The organism is Acinetobacter sp. YH12135 (assembly GCF_013418565.1).
Taxonomy (GTDB): domain Bacteria; phylum Pseudomonadota; class Gammaproteobacteria; order Pseudomonadales; family Moraxellaceae; genus Acinetobacter; species Acinetobacter towneri.
Genome location: NZ_VPBU01000016.1, coordinates 1 through 14,183 on the forward strand (window position 1 = coordinate 1; position 14,183 = coordinate 14,183).

General features: G+C 43.2%; 13 protein-coding genes. 7 read left to right on the plus strand and 6 right to left on the minus strand.

The genetic code is table 11. The features are described from left to right. The 6 genes from FTU70_RS09940 to FTU70_RS09965 all read left to right on the plus strand — a co-directional run. On the plus strand, positions 1-257 hold a 257-nt coding region (locus FTU70_RS09940; protein ID WP_180043925.1), incomplete at its 5' end, for a zinc ribbon domain-containing protein. A 273-nt stretch (positions 258-530) separates the two neighbouring features. Then, the gene (gene cysM / locus FTU70_RS09945; RefSeq protein ID WP_179988696.1) at positions 531-1,463 is read left to right on the plus strand and encodes a cysteine synthase CysM; all 933 of its coding nucleotides are present in this window, start codon (positions 531-533) and stop codon (positions 1,461-1,463) included. A gap of 35 nt (positions 1,464-1,498) precedes the next feature. Beyond that, positions 1,499-2,374, plus strand: coding sequence for a 3'-5' exonuclease (locus FTU70_RS09950; protein ID WP_180060530.1), 876 nt, complete (start codon positions 1,499-1,501; stop codon positions 2,372-2,374). A gap of 6 nt (positions 2,375-2,380) precedes the next feature. Continuing rightward, a complete protein-coding gene (gene rlmD, locus FTU70_RS09955) occupies positions 2,381-3,772 on the plus strand; it encodes a 23S rRNA (uracil(1939)-C(5))-methyltransferase RlmD (RefSeq protein ID WP_104852528.1) in 1,392 nt (463 codons plus the stop codon). Between the two features lie 29 nt (positions 3,773-3,801). Further along, positions 3,802-6,108 carry a bifunctional (p)ppGpp synthetase/guanosine-3',5'-bis(diphosphate) 3'-pyrophosphohydrolase gene (locus FTU70_RS09960; RefSeq protein ID WP_004974935.1) on the plus strand — a complete coding sequence of 769 codons (2,307 nt, stop codon included), beginning with the start codon at positions 3,802-3,804 and terminating at the stop codon, positions 6,106-6,108. A 75-nt stretch (positions 6,109-6,183) separates the two neighbouring features. After that, complete coding sequence (locus FTU70_RS09965; RefSeq protein ID WP_096902676.1) at positions 6,184-6,837, plus strand: 4'-phosphopantetheinyl transferase superfamily protein; 654 nt, start codon at positions 6,184-6,186, stop codon at positions 6,835-6,837. Between the two features lie 90 nt (positions 6,838-6,927). Here the strand turns inward: FTU70_RS09965 and secF are convergent, their stop codons facing one another. The 5 genes from secF to FTU70_RS09995 form a co-directional block, all read right to left on the minus strand. Further along, positions 6,928-7,905 (minus strand): protein translocase subunit SecF, encoded by a 978-nt coding sequence (gene secF, locus FTU70_RS09975; protein WP_171525035.1) that lies wholly within the window; start codon positions 7,903-7,905, stop codon positions 6,928-6,930. An 8-nt stretch (positions 7,906-7,913) separates the two neighbouring features. Then, the gene (gene secD, locus FTU70_RS09980; RefSeq protein WP_180060531.1) at positions 7,914-9,809 is read right to left on the minus strand and encodes a protein translocase subunit SecD; all 1,896 of its coding nucleotides are present in this window, start codon (positions 9,807-9,809) and stop codon (positions 7,914-7,916) included. 51 nt (positions 9,810-9,860) lie between these two features. After that, positions 9,861-10,190, minus strand: a complete 330-nt coding sequence (gene yajC, locus FTU70_RS09985) for a preprotein translocase subunit YajC (protein WP_004974939.1) — start codon at positions 10,188-10,190, stop codon at positions 9,861-9,863. A 103-nt stretch (positions 10,191-10,293) separates the two neighbouring features. Then, positions 10,294-11,424 carry a tRNA guanosine(34) transglycosylase Tgt gene (gene tgt, locus FTU70_RS09990; protein ID WP_004974942.1) on the minus strand — a complete coding sequence of 377 codons (1,131 nt, stop codon included), beginning with the start codon at positions 11,422-11,424 and terminating at the stop codon, positions 10,294-10,296. 149 nt (positions 11,425-11,573) lie between these two features. Beyond that, entirely contained in the window at positions 11,574-12,401 is an 828-nt protein-coding gene (locus FTU70_RS09995) for a DUF4303 domain-containing protein (RefSeq protein WP_180060532.1), read from the minus strand. A gap of 176 nt (positions 12,402-12,577) precedes the next feature. Between FTU70_RS09995 and FTU70_RS10000 the strand changes: the two genes are divergently transcribed. After that, a complete protein-coding gene (locus tag FTU70_RS10000) occupies positions 12,578-13,528 on the plus strand; it encodes a sensor domain-containing diguanylate cyclase (RefSeq protein ID WP_167846296.1) in 951 nt (316 codons plus the stop codon). A gap of 80 nt (positions 13,529-13,608) precedes the next feature. On the opposite strand, the gene FTU70_RS10005 is transcribed toward FTU70_RS10000, so the two are convergent. Continuing rightward, positions 13,609-14,175 (minus strand): LemA family protein, encoded by a 567-nt coding sequence (locus FTU70_RS10005; RefSeq protein WP_104852521.1) that lies wholly within the window; start codon positions 14,173-14,175, stop codon positions 13,609-13,611. Between the last annotated feature and the right edge of the window lie 8 nt (positions 14,176-14,183).

Consider the following 14,183-nt stretch of genomic DNA (forward strand, 5'->3'; position numbering starts at 1 on the left):
CACTAAAAACAATGCTCAAGTATAAATGCGAGAACGCAGGCGTATTGTTTGAAGAAGTCCAAGAAGCCTATACCACCCAAATCTGTTCGTGCTGCGGTGAGATCACCTCAAGTAGTCCCAAAGGTAGGACAGATCTTGGAATAAGAGAATGGGAGTACATGAGCTGTGGTACAGTTCATGATCGAGATATAAACTCAGCTCTAAACATTCTTGCGCTTGGGCATAAGCGTCTAGCTGTAGGAATCACCCTCTTTTAAGGGGGGGGAGGATGTCAATTCTCCTGACTGTGTTTTCATCTGTTTGGTGCGAGTGGTTCAGCTGCATCTCGCAATCAATCGGTGTGCATTTTTTTGCATCCATCCCGCAAAAGACAATCTGAAATTGTGTTCATCTTGCCTAGAATTGTGTAGGCAGTGAGTGATGCATAAATTGTCGGCAGAGTATTGCTGTTTTGATAAAAAGCCTGTGAAAAACGTGCAGGAAGGTGCAAATTTTCATACAATAAGCCCACCTTGATATTGGTGCAGACCATGCTTGATACCCAATCAGATTTCCAAAGTGATGAATTTTTGTTAGATCATTATGTGGGCAAAACCCCATTGGTGCGTTTGCAGCGTTTGGCAAGTCATACGCAGGCAACGGTTTTGGCAAAACTGGAAGGCAATAACCCTGCGGGTTCTGTTAAAGATCGTCCTGCCTACAACATGATTATGCAGGCAGAAAAACGCGGTGAAATTCAACCGGGCGATACTTTAATTGAGGCAACCAGTGGCAATACTGGCATTGCTTTGGCGATGGTTGCAGCTATGCGTGGCTATAAAATGCAGCTGATCATGCCTGACAATATGAGCCAAGAACGTAAAGATGCCATGCGTGCCTATGGTGCAGAATTGATTGAAGTGACTAAAGCACAAGGCATGGAAGGCGCGCGCGATTTGGCTTTGCAAATGCAACGCGAAGGCAAAGGCTTGGTGCTGAACCAATTTGGTAACCCAGATAATGTTGAAGCACATTACCTGACCACAGGGCCTGAAATTTGGCAGCAAACGGGCGGTAAAATTACCCACTTTGTCAGCTCTATGGGCACAACAGGCACCATTATGGGGGTGTCTAAATACTTAAAAGAACAAAATCCAGAGATTCAAATTATTGGTTTACAACCTTCAGATGGTTCAAGTATTGCAGGGATTCGCCGTTGGCCTGAAGCATATTTACCAACCATTTTTGACCGTAGTCGTGTTGATCGTATTATTGATATTCCGCAAATTGAAGCGGAAAAAACCATGCGTAAACTGGCGCAAAAAGAAGGCATCAGCGCAGGCACATCATCGGGCGGTGCGGTATGGGCAGCTTTAAAAATTGCCGAAGAAAATCCAGATGCAGTGATTGTTTGTATTGTTTGTGACCGTGGTGATCGTTATTTATCGACAGGTTTGTTCTCTGTTCAAGATACTGAATTGTGATATTCATTTTTCTATCACCCATTGAGTAAGATTTTATGCATTTACCTGTGCTGATTTTCGATATAGAAACCGTTACCGATTTGAAGTCAGGCGCGCATTTATATCAACTCGATTTACCCGAAGCAGAGCTTGAACAAGCATTAATGAAGTTGCGTCGCCAAGAGGCAGGAACCGATTTTCAGCGTTTGCCTTTGCATGAAATTGTGTGTATTTCAGGCTTGTGGATTGATGAACACGGCATGAAGCTGTTTTCCTTTAGCCGTGAACACGACAGCGAAGCGACAATGCTGAAAAAGTTTTTGTCTATTTTTGATAAGCGTCATCCGACTTTGGTCAGTTGGAACGGTTCGCAGTTTGACTTGCCAGTGATTTTATTCCGCGCCATGTATCACGGGCTGTCTGCACCAAGTTTATTTGATCAGGGCGAGATTGATCAGCAAAAGCGCTATAACAATTATCAAAACCGTTACCATCAGCGTCATGTCGATTTAATGGATGTGATGGCAATGTTTAATGGTCGTCATTTTCAAAAGTTGGATGACATTGCGTATTTGCTAGGTTTTCCGGGTAAACGTGTAGATGCGGGCTATCATGTTCCTGCATTTATGCAAAGCGGCGAATGGTCAAGGCTGACGCGTTATTGTGAAGGCGATGTCTTAAATACTTGGTTGATTTATTTGCGTTGGCTGCTGCTCAAAGGGCAATTGCTGCTTGAAGAGCATACTTTATGGGTACAGCATACCATTCAATATTTGCATACTCAGCCGCAGCATGCAGACTTTTTAAGCGTGTGGCAGCACAGTTCGCAGCAAACTGAATTTACCCGTACAGATTTTCCTGAACAAAGTGTCACCACGCCTTCAAATGAATCCGTGATGCCTTTTCAATCTTCCCCATCTTCCGATATTTAGACTGATATGAAACATCGCAGTAAAAACCGTACCACGCAGCAGGCTGAATATTGCTTTCAGGTGGAATCGTTGTCACATGAAGGGCGCGGGATTGCACACTACACAGCTCAGTCGGGTCATCCAGCCGAGAAGCAGGGGAAAACAGTTTTTATAGAGGGCGCATTGCCTGGTGAAACAGTACGCGCCAAAATTACGCATAGTAACAAACGCTTAGAAGAAGCCGAGTGTCTAGAAGTGCTGGGTGAGCCTTCGACATTACGGGTTACGCCACAATGTCCACATTATCAGCGTTGCGGTGGTTGTAGCATGCAGCATATTCAGTTGGATGAGCAGATTCATCTCAAACAACAGGTGTTGCAGTCGCATCTGCAACATTTTGCGCAAATTCAGCCTGAAGAATGGTTAGCGCCTTTGCGTTCACAGCGTGAAGATTATCGCCGCAAAGCCCGTGTTGGGGTGCGTTATATTGCCAGTCAAGACAAATTGGTGGTCGGTTTTCGTGAGCGCAATAGCAATAAACTGACCTCAATTGACCGCTGTATGGTGTTGGATCAGGCATTTGGTTCGTTAACACGAATCAAGCAGCTACTCCAAAGTCTAACAGGCAAGGCCCATATTGGTCATATAGAATTGGCGATGGGAGATCAAGAGATTGCTTTGGTGGTGCGGCATACAGAACAACTATCTGCAGCCGATATCAACCAGTTACAGCAGTTTGCGTTACAGAAACACTGGCAATTGTATTTGCAGCCTGAAGGTCCAGACAGTTTGCATCGGGTTGATGATCCGCATGCAGCAATGCGTTTGCATTATCGTTTAGATGATTTTGATGTGAATTTTGGCTTTCATCCCCAAGACTTTACCCAAGTCAATTCTACAATTAATCCACAAATGGTTAAGCTGGCATGTGATTTGCTTAACTTAAAATCAGGTGATCGGGTGCTTGATCTGTTTTGTGGATTAGGCAACTTTTCATTGCCGCTTGCACGTTGTGTAGGTGCAACAGGAAAGGTGGTTGCTGTAGAGGGTTCAGAGCAAATGGTGCAGCGTGGTGCAGAGAATGCACAACGTAATGATTTAGACAATGTTAAGTTTTATTCACAAGATTTAACAAAAGATTTTTCGCATCATTCTTGGGCAAATCAAGGATTTGAGGCATTATTAATTGACCCTCCGCGTTCAGGCGCAGAGGAAGTGATGTATTATGTGCCCAAATTTGGCGCAGATAGAATCGTTTATGTGTCTTGTAATCCAGCCACACTCGCAAGGGATGCAGGTGTATTGGTCAAGCAGGGCTATCAATTGAAAAAAGCAGGCGTGATGGATATGTTTCCGCATACGGGGCATGTTGAATCCATTGCCTTGTTTGAGAAAGAAAAGCAAATAAACGATTTATAATATGAAGTACATAGAGGTAGGAGAAGGGTATGGTCACAGTACGTGAACAACTTCCTGGACGTTTAAATGAACTGTCTGAGGAAACGACTGTAGAACATGCCGAGCAAGCCCGACAGGATTTAGCAGAATGGCTAGACCGAGTACGCGGGATTTACGATGGGGCGGCACTTGAACAATTAGAACGCGTTGCCAATTACACCCTGAAAAAAGAGCTGGAAACAGACGTCAGTCATCCATCGCATACCTTATATACAGGTATTGAGATGGCGAATATTTTAGCGCACTTGCATGTCGATGAAGACACTTTGTCTGCAGCCATGCTCTATCGTAGCGTGCGTGAAAATGTCATGCAGTTAGATGAAGTGCGTGAAGAATTTGGTGAAGCAGTTTATGGCTTGATCAAAGGCACCTTGTCGATGGGTAAGTTGTCTGAACTGATTGAGAAAAATAAGCGTTTAGAAGACCATTTTAATAATAACCAGCGTGAACATTTAACAGGCATTTATAAAATGTTGATTTCCATGACGGAAGATGTGCGCGTGGTGCTAATTAAACTGGCAGAACGTACCTATTCATTACGTGAGTTGGCAACCGCTTCCAAAGAACGTCAGGAGCGTGTGGCGCGAGAAATTTTAACCATTTACTCGCCATTGGCACACCGTTTAGGCATTGCCCAACTGAAATGGGAACTCGAAGATTTAGCCTTCCGTTATTTGGCGCCAGACCGTTATAAAGAAATTGCGACGTTACTGAATGAAAAGCGTTTGGAGCGTGAAAACTACATTCAAAACGTAATTGAGCAATTGCGTACAGAGCTGGGCAATAATGGTATTCATGCCGAAATTAGCGGGCGGGTGAAACACATTTATTCGATTTATCGAAAAATGAAGAGTAAAAACCTCAGCTTCGATCAGCTCTATGACATTCGTGCTGTACGTGTTTTGGTGAAAACCATTCCAGAGTGTTACCACTCTTTGGGCATCGTACATCAATTGTGGCGGCATATTCCGCACCAGTTTGATGATTACATTACCAATCCAAAAGCCAATGGTTATCGCTCATTGCATACTGCCGTAATTGCAGAAAACAAGTCGCTTGAAGTGCAAATTCGTACCCTAGATATGCACGAAGAAGCCGAGCTTGGGGTATGTTCACACTTTAATTATAAAGAAGGTTCTAAAGCCACAGACCATTCGTTTAATCATCGTTTACATTCTTTGCGTTCTGTTTTGGAGCATTATCAGGAACGTAACGATGCCAGCGCACATAAAGAAGATGATGATTCTGAAAACTTTGAACAAATCCAAGAGTTTGAAGATTTTGAGAAAATTTATGTGTTCAGCCGTGATGGTGATATTAAAGAATTGCCACGTGGCTCAACGGTGCTGGACTTTGCTTATCATGTGCATACCGAAGTCGGCAATAAATGCTATGCCGCACGGGTCAATCAGCGCTATGTGCCGCTCACCTATACTTTAAAAACAGGCGAGCAGGTCGAGATTTTGACCAAAAAAGACCGTGAACCGAACCGTGATTGGTTGGTGAATTCTTTAGGTTATATTAAGACAGCACGTGCGCGCGATAAGCTGCGTCATTGGTTTAGACAGCAAGACCGCAGTAAAAATCTGGAAGTTGGGCGTGAAGTGCTCAATAAAGAATTGTCACGTTTGGCGATTCATCCAAAAAGTATTGATTTAAATGATTATTGCAATCACTTTAACGTCAAAACAGGTGAAGACATTCTGATTGGTTTGGTGAATGGTGATATTAGCCTGCATGCCTTAATTAATCAGGTCAATCGTCACATGCACTTAGATCAGGATGAACCTGAACTGGTGTTGAAGCCAACCTTGAACCCACGTGCCAGCCATACCTTATCGGCACATGGCATTTTGATTGATGGTTTGGATAACGTTGAACTGCATATCGCACAATGCTGTCAGCCTGTGCATGGTGAAGCGATTGCGGGGTATATTACCCTGAACCGTGGTGTGAGTATTCACAAAGTGGCGTGTTCGGACTATGTGCGTATGATTGGCAACGAACCTGAACGTGCGGTAGAAGCCGATTGGGAAATGCAGCCAACCCGTGGTCAAAGCGTGCAAATTGTGGTGGAAGCCTATGACCGCCGTGGTTTGCTCAAAGACTTAACCCAAGTGATTTTTGCCGATCAAATTAACATTCGTCAGGTGAATACTATTTCTGAAAGTGATGGTATCGCCAATATGAAATTGTTAATTGAGGTTAAAGGCTTGGCGCAACTTTCTCGTTTGTTGGCACGTTTAGAGCAGCAACCAGGGATTATCAGCGCACGTCGTTTGGTGCAAGGCAGCTAAGCGAGCACGCTTTAAAAAACCAGCATGTTTGCTGGTTTTTTTCTATCGTATTTCAGCCAAAATGGAGAAGGGCGGATGAATAAAACACCTAAAAAAATTTGTGTGAATGTTAGCCGCATTCAGCAGATTTTTAGTCCCGATCCAAGTGCTGTACGCAGTGAACAGATTCAACAGCAAAAACAGGCTATTTATCGGCATCGGAATCAATTGCTTTCTGGATACTTAGAACACGATATTCAAAACAGCGATATTGAGCGTAACCCACATGGCAAGCCATTTTTGACAGCATTCCCTCAATTGCAGTTTAACCATAGTCATAGCCGTCAGCATTATGCTTTGGTAAGCAGTTTTGAATTGCTCGATGTTGGCGTAGATGTCGAGGACTTAGACCGTAAGGTGCGTTTCGATGCCTTGGCACAACATGCGTTTCATCCCAATGAACTCCAATACTGGCAAGATTTGGAACACGACGCTGATTATTGGTTTCGTGTCTGGACAACTAAAGAAGCAGTGCTGAAAGCATCAGGTTTAGGGATTCGTTTAAGCCTGAATGAGTTGGATACTCGTATGCATCCCAATGCACAGGGCGGCATTTGTCATCATCCACAGATTGGGCATTTTGCCTATCAAAACTTTCGTTTATCAGATTGTATGTTGACCGTAGCATGGCGAGCAGCGCCATCTTGCGTAGGCTTTCAGTTTCCACAGATTCATATTATTCAGCATTAACATCGCAACGTCAGCGTAAATATCGCAATGCTAAGGCACAAAAAAGCCTATCCGAAGATAGGCTTGAATGTTGGTGTCAGCAGAAATGCATTAAGGAATTTCTTGCTCTTCACCTTCAAATTCAGGTTTGACTTGAACAATGAAGTCCTGACGGTTCAAACCGCGCCATAAGGCAAAGGCTGTACCAATGTAAATAGATGAATATGTTCCGACAAAGACACCCACAAACATCGCAATCGAGAACCATTTCAGACCATCACCACCCATGAGCATCATCGCGACTACAACCAATAATAGGGTCATAGAGGTGTGAATGGTACGACGTAAAGTTTCTGTCAGCGCAATGTTTACCACTTCAAGTGGTGTTGCACCACGGATTTTACGGAAGTTTTCACGAATACGGTCAGATACAACAATGTTATCGTTGAGTGAGAAGCCAATAATCGCCAATAACGCTGCCAATACAGTCAGGTCAAATGGCCATTGCATCATGGCAAAAATACCCAGTGTCACCACAATATCGTGGAACAATGACAGTACCGCACCCATTGCCAGTTTGAATTCAAAGCGAATGGTGACGTATACCAACATCAATAACAGCGCTAAAGCTACAGCGCCCGCAGAACGTACGTACAGCTCATTACCGACTTGACCACCAACCACATCTACCTTTGGCACAGTTGCCGTGTTATTTGGTAGTTGTACCGCAGCAGTAATTGCTTTGGTTAAGTCTTCTGCTTCAACATCTTCTTGCACAGGCATACGTACCATTAGGTCGCGGTCTGAACCAAGCGTTTGTACCACAGGGTCGTTAAAGCCTGCTTTGACCAATGCGTTAGAAACATCGGTGGCTTTTACTGGATTGCTATAGTTGAGTTCTGCAGCAATACCCCCAGTAAAGTCCAAACCTAAGTTTAAACCTTTGGTGGCAATGAAGAATATACTGGCAACCGTTAATAGAATAGAAAGCAATGCCGCAGGCAAAGCAATCTTCATAAACGGAATCACGCGCTCATCATCAGGGCGGCCATATTTTTTTGAAGGCAGTTGAGTATTCTCAGTCATCAGTGATCTCCTTAAATGCTCAACTTTTTCAAGTTACGTTTTTTGCCGTAGATGATTTGTACAATTGCACGGGTCACTGTAATCGCAGTAAACATCGAGCAGACAATACCAATCATGAGCGTCACAGCAAAGCCTTTGATTGGGCCTGTACCAATCGCAAACAGAATGAATGCCACCAAGAATGTGGTTAAGTTCGAGTCGAAAATTGTGTTATACGCTCGGTCATAACCTGCCACAATGGCTTGTTTTGGCGAGGCACCCCACTTAATTTCTTCTCGTATTCGCTCACAAATCAAGACGTTGGCATCCACTGCCATACCAATGGTAATTACGATACCCGCAATACCCGGCAAGGTAAGTGATGCACCAATCCAAGACATGACAGTTAAAATCATGGCTAAGTTAAACACTAAAGCGAAGTTGGCAATCAGACCAAACAGACGGAAGAACACCACCATCCAGATTGCGACCAAAATGAAGCCAATCTGAGTCGACAATACGCCTTTATCAATGTTTTCTTGACCCAAGCTTGGGCCAATCACACGTTCTTCGACAAAGTACATTGGCGCTGCCAAAGCACCAGCACGAAGCATTAAGGCCAATTCAGAGGCTTCTTGTGGAGAATCTAGACCTGTAATACGGAACTGCGAACCCAATACTGCCTGAATGGTTGCAGCATTAATAACGACAGATTCGGTGTATGGCGTACGTACTTCAGTTTGTGTGCCATTTTCATCGGTCACATAGCTAATACGTTGTTTGTTTTCAATAAACAATACCGCCATACGTTTACCCACAGCGTTACGCGTCGCATCTGCCATGAGCTTACCGCCCGCAGCATCTAGGGTAATGTTAACTTCTGCACCGCCTGTATCTTGGCTAAAACCACTCGACGCATTTTGAACACGCTCACCCGTTAAAATACGGCTGCGGTTCAATAATAATTGGCGACCACTGTCCAAAGATTCAAAGGCAAACGCTTCTGTGCCAGGTGGTACTGTACCTGTCGCCTGACCTGTGTACGGATCAATATATTGATCATTTAAGTCAGACACCAAACGGAATTCGAGGTTCGCAGTACGACCGAGTACACGCTTCGCTTCAGCCGTATCTTGTACGCCTGGCAATTCCACTACAATACGGTTGCTACCTTGAGTTTGTACCAAAGCTTCAGCCACACCTAACTCGTTAATACGGTTACGTAAAGTAGTTAAGTTCTGATTGACCGCATACGACTGAATTTCCTGTTTACGGACATCGGTATAGTTCAGACGTAAGCTAGAACCTTCTGTGGTGGCTACAGCTTGCTGTGTGTATTCATTGCCGTTACGACGCAAGAAATCCATCACTGCATCACGGTCTGCATTATTGGCAAACTGTAGGGTGATGGTGTTGTTATTCAGCGAAAGGCTATTAAATTTCAGCTTGTTGTCACGCAATTGACGGCGTAAATCGGTGGCTGAAGTTTCCATACGCTGGCTGATGGCCTTGTCCATATCCACTTCTAATAAGAAGTGCACACCACCACGTAAGTCCAGACCGAGTTTCATTGGTTTTGCACCAATTTTTTGTAGCCATTCTGGTGTGGTTGACGCAAGGTTCAGTGCCACGACATAGTCATCACCTAAACCGCGACGTAAAGCTTCTTTGGCTTTGAGTTGGGCTTCTGAGGTGTCTAAACGCAACAATGCAGCATTGTTGGTAAAGCTGTTGTCATGACTGGCAATATTTTCTGATTGTAAAATTTGCTCTGCTTTTTGTATGATGCTTTGATCAATTTGGGTACCAGCTTTGGCACCTGAAATTTGAACAGCAGGTTCATCTGGATACAAGCTAGGCAGGGCATATAATGTACTCACCACAAGAACAACGAGGATGAGCAGATATTTCCATGCTGGGTAACGCATTTATTTTCTTCTTAAAATGAAAAAGTCGTGCGTGAGCACGACTCTTTTTGATTAGAGGTTGTTTAATGTGCCTTCAGGAAGAACTGAAATGACACTCGCGCGTTGTACTTTTACTTCTACACCACGGTTCAGCTCTACCACTGCAAAATCACCTTCAATTTTCGTGATTTTACCCATAAGACCACCTGCGAATACCACTTCACTGCCTACGCCCAAGCTTTCAATCAGTGTACGATGCTCTTTGGCACGCTTTGATTGTGGACGCCAAATCAGGAAGTAGAAAATTGCAATGAAGACTGCAATCATTAAAAGGTTAGCCACAAGGCTTGGTTGTTGTGCAGCTTCACCTGCTGCGTGAGCGGTCGAAATAAAAAGGCTCATTTCATTTTCCTAAACTAAAAACTGGCGATCAGTGATCTGATAATAAATTGGGTTTGTTCTGCAATTTACCTTGTCTTTTTACTCAGCGCAAATACTGAAAAGACTAATCTTCAGGACAAGGCGGTACTTCTAGGCCACGACGGGCATAAAAGTCCTGTACAAATTCATCGAAAGTGCCGTTATCTAAGGCATTGCGAATATCTTGGGTAAAGCGTTGGTAATAACGTAAGTTATGAATAGTGCCCAACATTGACCCCAACATTTCGCCACATTTTTCTAAATGAAACAAATAAGCGCGGGTAAAGTTCTTGCAAGTATAGCAATCACAATGCGGATCGAGCGGGCTTTGGTCATGACGATACTTACTGTTACGAATACGCACCAAGCCATCGGTTACAAAGTAATGACCATTGCGCGCATTACGGGTTGGCATCACGCAGTCGAACATATCGACGCCACGACGAATTGCTTCCACAATATCTTCTGGCTTGCCGACGCCCATCAAATAACGTGGTTTATCTTCTGGCATTTTAGCTGGCAAATAATCCAGTACTTTGATCATTTCTTCTTTCGGTTCACCCACCGAAAGACCGCCAATGGCATAACCATCAAAACCAATTTCAAGTAAGCCGTTTAAAGATTCAACACGTAAATCTTCGTACATACCGCCTTGAATAATCCCGAACAGCGCGTTGCTGTTTTGTAGTTCATCATGGTGATGGGTTTTACAGCGTTTTGCCCAGCGTAAAGACAATTGCAAAGATTTTTGCGCTTCTTCATGTGTTGCAGGATAAGGCGTACATTCGTCAAAAATCATCACGATGTCAGAGTTCAAGGTTTTTTGAATTTCCATCGAGATTTCTGGCGAAAGAAAAACCTTTGAGCCATCAATAGGCGAACGGAAGGTCACACCTTCTTCTTTAATTTTACGCATTGCGCCTAAGCTAAACACCTGAAAGCCACCAGAGTCAGTCAAAATAGGCTTATCCCATTTGATGAATTCATGTAGACCGCCGTGTTGCTGAATCACTTCTAGCCCTGGACGCAAATATAAATGAAAGGTATTGCCTAAAATAACCTGTGCCTGAATTTCTTCAATATCGCGTGGCAGCATGCCTTTGACTGTGCCATACGTCCCCACAGGCATAAACACAGGGGTTTCTACCACACCATGAGCAAGTGTTAAACGACCACGACGGGCGCGCCCCGACTGACCTAATTTCTCAAACTTCATATATGTTCCAAATCAAGGCGAAAAAACAGTTCGCTGATTGTTCATGCTAAAAGTGCAATATTTTCCTAGATTCTGCACGGAATTGCCAGTTGAGATACGTTTTCCTTGGTAAAAATTGCGAGTAAATATTTTGTTTAAATCCACTGCGTTTACATGGCGTAAAATTGCTGAATACGTTGGGTAATTTCTTCTTTATGTAAGGCAAACTCCCCTTGTTCATGGTTGTCCATTGCAGCAACGTGCTGAATTAAACGCTGAATATATAAATTACTGTCAATAAAACTCGGTTCTAATGTGAGCAAATAGGCTTCATGTGCAATGCTCAAATAATCATACGGTTCCACTTCTAAAAGTTGTGCCAGATCAATCAGCAAGTCTTTATCCACTTGTTGTAGTTTGAGCTTGGGTTGTGCGGTGGATTGTTCCATCGTGGTTTGAGGCGCTTTGTTGTGCAGGAATTCATCGAGCAAAGCACTTGGAGCGTTTAGAAATTGCGCTGAGTGGATTTCTACATCGACCTGTTTGGGCACATGAATAAAAAACAGAATTTGGCTTAAATCTAAGCCATAAGCGCCCGATAAAGATTGTTTAGCCTGCTGAAATATATCCAGTAAAAGTTCAAGATGGCTGTATTGCAGCGTGTCATTGGAATTCAGCAGAGGATTGCCATAGATATGTCGCTGTTTAAAATAATCTGCAAAAATATTTTTAAATTGATGCAGACCGCTAGAATTGTTGGCTTGAGTGCGATAACGCCATTTTTCTATATTCCATTTATTTACTTCAGATAAATATTGTGCTTCATCTTCCTGTTCATTAAACAGGTTGCGTTGGCTTGAAACAGCTAAATAATCGACCCCAAGATATTCATTAAAGACCAGTACACAGGCATAAATTTGGTCTTGTTCATATTGCTCATAGAGTTGGAAAAACTCTTGAATGAGGGTGTTTTTCAGGTTCTGAATATGTTCTAACATTTTATCGGCTTACTTTTTATTTTGGGATTTATGTTTTGAGCAATTGTTGTTTATATTTTGCTCAACCTCATGATTGTGTCAAAGCTGAGAAAAATGTCAATAAGACAAAACAAATTGTAGTCAAAGCTCACTTAAGTTGTTAAATTGTAATTAAAATCAATTCATAGAGGTGGGCTATGAGTGAATTAAACAGTGCACTAAAAGAAGACCAATTCTATAAAACACTTTTGGAAACCACGAATGCAATTCCGTGGCAGATTAACTGGAAAACCAAAGCTTTTAGCTATATTGGCCCACAAATTGAGTCTTTACTGGGTTGGACGCAAGACAGCTGGAAAACTGCACAAGATTGGATTGATCGGATGCATCCTGAAGATCGGGACAAGACCGTGAATATGTGTGTGAGTCTGTCCGATCAAGGCACAGACCACGAAGCGGATTATCGTGCCTTAACCGCTACAGGAGATTATGTCTGGATTCGTGATGTGGTGCATGTGATTCGTGAAAATAACGAAACTGTGGCGATTATTGGGTTTATGTTTGATATTTCTGCGCGTAAACAAATGGAGTTGGAACTCGAAGCGTTGAGTCGCAAAAATCTGGCTTTGAGCTTACAAGACCCGCTGACCTTGGTTGCCAATCGAAAGGCGCTCAGTGAGCGTATAGAAAACGAATTTAAACGTGCTGTGCGTCATCAACATGCATTGTCTCTCTTGTTTATCGACATCGACCATTTCAAGCCTTATAACGACAATTATGGACATTTACAGGGTGATCATTGTTTGATTAGTGTGGCGCAGTTGCTTAAACAACACTTTGCTCGTGCATCTGACTTTGTGGCTCGCTTTGGTGGCGAAGAGTTTGTGGTGCTGTTGCCTGAAACACCATTGGCAGATGCTGTACAACTTGCTGAAAACTTTAGACAGGCAGTATATGCGCTGGAAATTCCACATACCAAGACAGGGGAGACGACCCAAGTTACTGTGAGTATTGGTGTAAATAGCTATCACCAAAATCAGCAGTATCACAATGTGGTCGATTTTCTGCATTCAGCCGATGAATTGTTGTATTTGGCAAAAAACAAAGGACGTAATCAGGTGCAGTATCTGACACAGTCTTGTGTTTAGTCGAAATCTGAAAAAACAGCAAGCTTCGTGCTTGCTGTTTTTATAAATAATTTCAAAGGAGCGGCTTAGAATTAAATGGCTTAAAAGTTTGGACGATAATCAAAACTTTGTGCTGCACTGTTGTCCCGAAAGGCGCGCACAGGTTTTTTCGCTGTGGTTGCAGTGTTAATCATGTTGTTAGGAAAGACCTGAATATAGTTATTAAATAACTCGACATTGCGGTTATAAATAGTAATCGCAGCACCGACATTTTCGTTCTGCTCATCAATTTCATGCATCATTTTTAAATACAGTTGGTCGGCTTTGAGTTCAGGGTAATTTTCGACCACCACATTTAAGCTGCGCATCAATTCTTTGCTCAAGGCTTCAACACGTTGTAATTGGCTGACATCGGCATTGTTGATGTTTAGGTTCATAATATTTTGGCGCAGTTCAGTCACTTTTTCTAAAGTGCCTTTTTCCATACCTGCATATTGTTCGACCACTGGCGCAAGTTCTTCAAGCGTTTTTAACTTCTGTCGTTCAAAACTGGTCACATCTGCCCAAGCGCGGATGGTGGCGTTGTGGTGGCGTATGATGTTGTTACGAATCATGATGCCCAGCATCACCAAGACGATGACAACCAAAAGAAAAATTGCGATACCCATGTTTTGCC